General features: G+C 44.2%; 5 protein-coding genes and 1 pseudogene. 2 read left to right on the top strand and 4 right to left on the bottom strand.

Annotated features, from left to right (window positions below):
• Nucleotides 1-108 precede the first annotated feature (108 nt).
• Nucleotides 109-315 (bottom strand): thioredoxin domain-containing protein, encoded by a 207-nt coding sequence (locus tag AK963_RS27000; RefSeq protein ID WP_175404682.1) that lies wholly within the window; start codon nucleotides 313-315, stop codon nucleotides 109-111.
• A gap of 1,051 nt (nucleotides 316-1,366) precedes the next feature.
• On the opposite strand from AK963_RS27000, the gene AK963_RS27010 reads away from it, so the two are divergent.
• Nucleotides 1,367-2,086 carry a type 1 glutamine amidotransferase gene (locus tag AK963_RS27010; RefSeq protein ID WP_238593863.1) on the top strand — a complete coding sequence of 240 codons (720 nt, stop codon included), beginning with the start codon at nucleotides 1,367-1,369 and terminating at the stop codon, nucleotides 2,084-2,086.
• Here AK963_RS27010 and AK963_RS36060 read toward each other — a convergent pair.
• Nucleotides 2,083-2,271: a hypothetical protein gene (locus tag AK963_RS36060; RefSeq protein ID WP_139117697.1), complete on the bottom strand. Its 189-nt coding sequence runs from the start codon at nucleotides 2,269-2,271 to the stop codon at nucleotides 2,083-2,085. The two genes, AK963_RS27010 and AK963_RS36060, sit on opposite strands and share 4 nt — an antisense overlap.
• Between AK963_RS36060 and AK963_RS36065 the strand changes: the two genes are divergently transcribed.
• Entirely contained in the window at nucleotides 2,270-2,455 is a 186-nt protein-coding gene (locus AK963_RS36065; RefSeq protein WP_139117698.1) for a hypothetical protein, read from the top strand. The genes AK963_RS36060 and AK963_RS36065 overlap by 2 nt on opposite strands.
• Before the next feature lie 10 nt (nucleotides 2,456-2,465).
• Here the strand turns inward: AK963_RS36065 and AK963_RS27020 are convergent, their stop codons facing one another.
• Together AK963_RS27020 and AK963_RS31605 are read right to left on the bottom strand one after the other, a co-directional pair.
• Nucleotides 2,466-2,894, bottom strand: a complete 429-nt coding sequence (locus AK963_RS27020; protein ID WP_139117699.1) for a hypothetical protein — start codon at nucleotides 2,892-2,894, stop codon at nucleotides 2,466-2,468.
• Between the two features lie 260 nt (nucleotides 2,895-3,154).
• A pseudogene (locus AK963_RS31605) lies at nucleotides 3,155-3,343 on the bottom strand (IS256 family transposase); the annotation flags it as partial.
• Nucleotides 3,344-3,470 lie beyond the last annotated feature (127 nt).

Here is a 3,470-nt window from a genome sequence, read left to right on the forward strand (position 1 = left end):
AGTCAGCTTAGTAAAATATTTAACTTTCTGGAACTATCAGACTTGCAGACCACCCCAAAAAGCTATACTTAACGACAGGTCATTTTGGACTGGTGTTTTGAGGACTTTTTACGCCGGTGATGACATACAGGGAAAGCCCAGGATAACCAGCCCCTGATCCTTGTATTTGTTGTATAGCTCTTCAAGGGTTTGATACTGGGGAGTGAAGCCACATTTGCTGGCTGTATTGACAATTAAAATGACCTTTTTTTCATAGTCAGCGAGTTCTTTCATTTCCCCGCCAAGCAAGGGCATTTTGTACTTCTGTAGTTCCATGGTTGAACCTCGGTAGCGGCTCTTCTTCTGATTAGACCCATGCAGCACAATCTCCATACAAAAAGTATTGGATAACCAATACCGTGCTGCATACTCAACAAGCGATTTTTCAGCTTATCAATAATGGACAGGATCGGGTCAAGAAACAACAAAAAAGCGGCCTGAAACTCAGGCCGTAAAGATGAGGATTTGCGAATCACTGGCATTAGCCAGTTAGTCAGGTCTGAAATTTCGTTCGATGGCAGTCCCTCCATAAGTCAACAGGTTAAGTGCTTGGGTAGCTCAACAAGGGCTTGGGGAGAGTCAGGTTGAGCCGGAATGTAAATTATTTTCGATCTTAATGAGAATGGTTATCATTCTAGTATCGCTTTCCCGAATAATGCAAGTCCTGAATGCAAAAATATTTAATTATTTGTTAGGTTCTGTTGACGTAAGGTTTCTTTCTAAGCTCAAGCCAGAATGCTTCTGACTAGGCGCAAGGACGCAGGAATACTCACGTCTTTCAAGTCGTTGCAACAACGGCAGAGGCATTCTGGCTACGCGCCCTGCTGGGTTTGGAACCTCATGTCAACAGAACCTAAAGTTTGTTGTGACCTCATCATGAGTATGACAAAGATGGGACCTCAGTCTTTTGAGACTCTAAAGGCAACATCGATATGGGTTTCTTTTAATAGGGAGATCTTGAGACTTGCTCTGAGTTGTCGACTCCCCCTGATTCTTGTTGATATAGACTGTATTAGGGGGCGTTCTCAATTAGCCATGAGACCAGTTGCTAACACAAGCTTTCAGGCAATACCCAAAGGGCATAAAGGCGAACGACGCAGGGCATGGTGGTTCCATGTTCAAGTCGTTCAACGCAGCATGAGTGCCTGAGTTATCAACCCAAAGGGCCGCCCACGGTTTGCGCCATTCTGCGTTGCTCACTGCTTATGTGGAATACCACATAAGCAGTTTACGCCTTGTCTGGCACAAACCGTGGGTGGCTGGTCACATGTCTAATTGAGAACGCCTCCTAGGTGAACAATAGAAAATAGTTTCGAGGAAGCTGGAATTGAAGAAGCGACTGGGTATTTTACTATGCGATGAACATCATCCTGACTCTATTAAGAGTTTTGGAACCTATGATAATGACTACAAAATGATGATTGACCGTGTGATGCCCGGTCAGTGGGGGTACGCTGTATGGCGTTGTTATGAAGGCAGTTTTCCATCATCTGTTGACCAATGCGATGCATGGATCATCAGTGGCAGCAAGTCTTCTGCTTATGACTCAGAGCCGTGGATCCATAAACTTAAGCGTTTGATTATAAAGCTGGCAGATAGCGATGCCTTGCTGGTTGGAATCTGTTTTGGTCATCAGATTATCCATCAGTCCCTGGGAGGCAGAGTTCAGAAGTTTCCAGGAGGATGGGGTTTAGGAGCTTATCCAGTCAAAGCACTGTCTGATTTTGGGTGTTTTAAGTCCGGTAGCATCATTCGAATTCTGGCAGTTCACCAGGATCAGGTTAGCCAGTTGGCTCCCGGCTTTTCTGTGCTGGCAGCATCGGATTTCTGTGAGAACGCCATTACTCGAAGGGGGACTTCAATTCTTACCTGGCAGGCGCACCCTGAATTTGTGGACGGTTTTTTTGTGGATGTGTGTGCAAGGCTTCGTACAATGGTGGATGATGACTTGATTGATAAGGCATTGGGGGAGGTTGGATTACCTGATGACCGGAATCAGGCAGGAAAAGTCATCGTTCATTTTCTTGCTGGAAAGGGTTTAGGCTAGTGTTGTAGCAGTTCAAGCAGGGTTAGTTTGCCATAAGGATCCCTGTAGAGTTCTGCTTGCCACTTTGCACCGCTGCTCATTTGAAAGGCAAGCATATAACAGGTTCCAAGAATATTCTGGAGCTTCGCCTCCGTTACTTTCAGTACAGAGTCGTGTTGAAAATCCCTGGCAGCAAATTTTGCCATGTCCAGCATCTCAGGGTTTGGCGGTATTGCCAGCCAGCCGATGGCACTCTTTTTATTGCCATATACCGGCTTTCCTGTGGAGCAGGCAGATAGTAACGTAATCAATAACAGAGTAATGACGGAAAGCTTGAACATTGCTATTCAAATCGTCTGGTTGTTTTCACCTGATAAAATTTTAGATTAACTTTGTTGCTTCAGCAGGAACTTTTAATTTTTTTCCCAGTACTCCGACAGAGAATATCCAATAATAAACCGCAATTACCTTCAGTGACCTGATCTCGGGGGATCATCTCGACCCAACCACTTTTTCCTGATACCACAATAATATTGTCTTCTACCGTGATCATCTTTACTTGCTTATAAGGGCGAAATGCCGGTTTCAATAGTGAGGAGCTGATTTTGATGCCTTTCTCATCAAGGGTAAGGGTGCGGGTTTCCAACTCAAGGTCTGGTTGGTAGTGGAGACTAAAGCGCTTATGAACGGCATACTTCAGGCCAAGGTTCAGTATCCAGAAGGTAATAAAGGCAGAGCCAAACAGGCCAGAAAGCAGAATAGTGCTCAGACTGTTCCGAAAGATAAGAAGCGGAACCAGTAAACAGGCAAGTGAAGCAACCCAGATCACCAAAGTATGCTTTGGGCTGTACTTTATCATTAACTGATTTATACGGTTTTGAGCTTGACCAGTGATGCTATAAGTCATGTGCATAAGGGGTAAAAGTGTTATAAATAAAGAAGAGACTTTGTTCTTTTTATCAGGGAATCACAAGCATTCATAGAGCCTTGGTCAGAAAAAAGCTTCTTGTTATTTATGTGTAGAAGTTCATAGCCTGAATTTGACCTGACGAGCCTGTAAATAATTCTGTGTAAACGCCACCAAAACTATTACTCCTTGAACCGGTCAGGAAACATAATTTCAAACCGGTTCATGGCTGCTTTCCAGTTCCTGATCGGCATGGTCCATTTCTCGGAAGCTTTTTCCATGGCCAGATAGATTACCTTCATGACTGACTCATCAGTCCGAAAAATCTTCCGGTACTTGATCGCCTTACGAATGACGCTATTCAAGGACTCATGTCATCACCGGCGTAAAAAGTCCTCAAAACACCAGTCCAAAATGACCTGTCGTTAAGTATAGCTTTTTGGGGTGGTCTGCAAGTCTGATAGTTCCAGAAAGTTAAATATTTTACTAAGCTGACTC

Source organism: Endozoicomonas atrinae, assembly GCF_001647025.1.
Taxonomy (GTDB): Bacteria; Pseudomonadota; Gammaproteobacteria; order Pseudomonadales; family Endozoicomonadaceae; genus Endozoicomonas; species Endozoicomonas atrinae.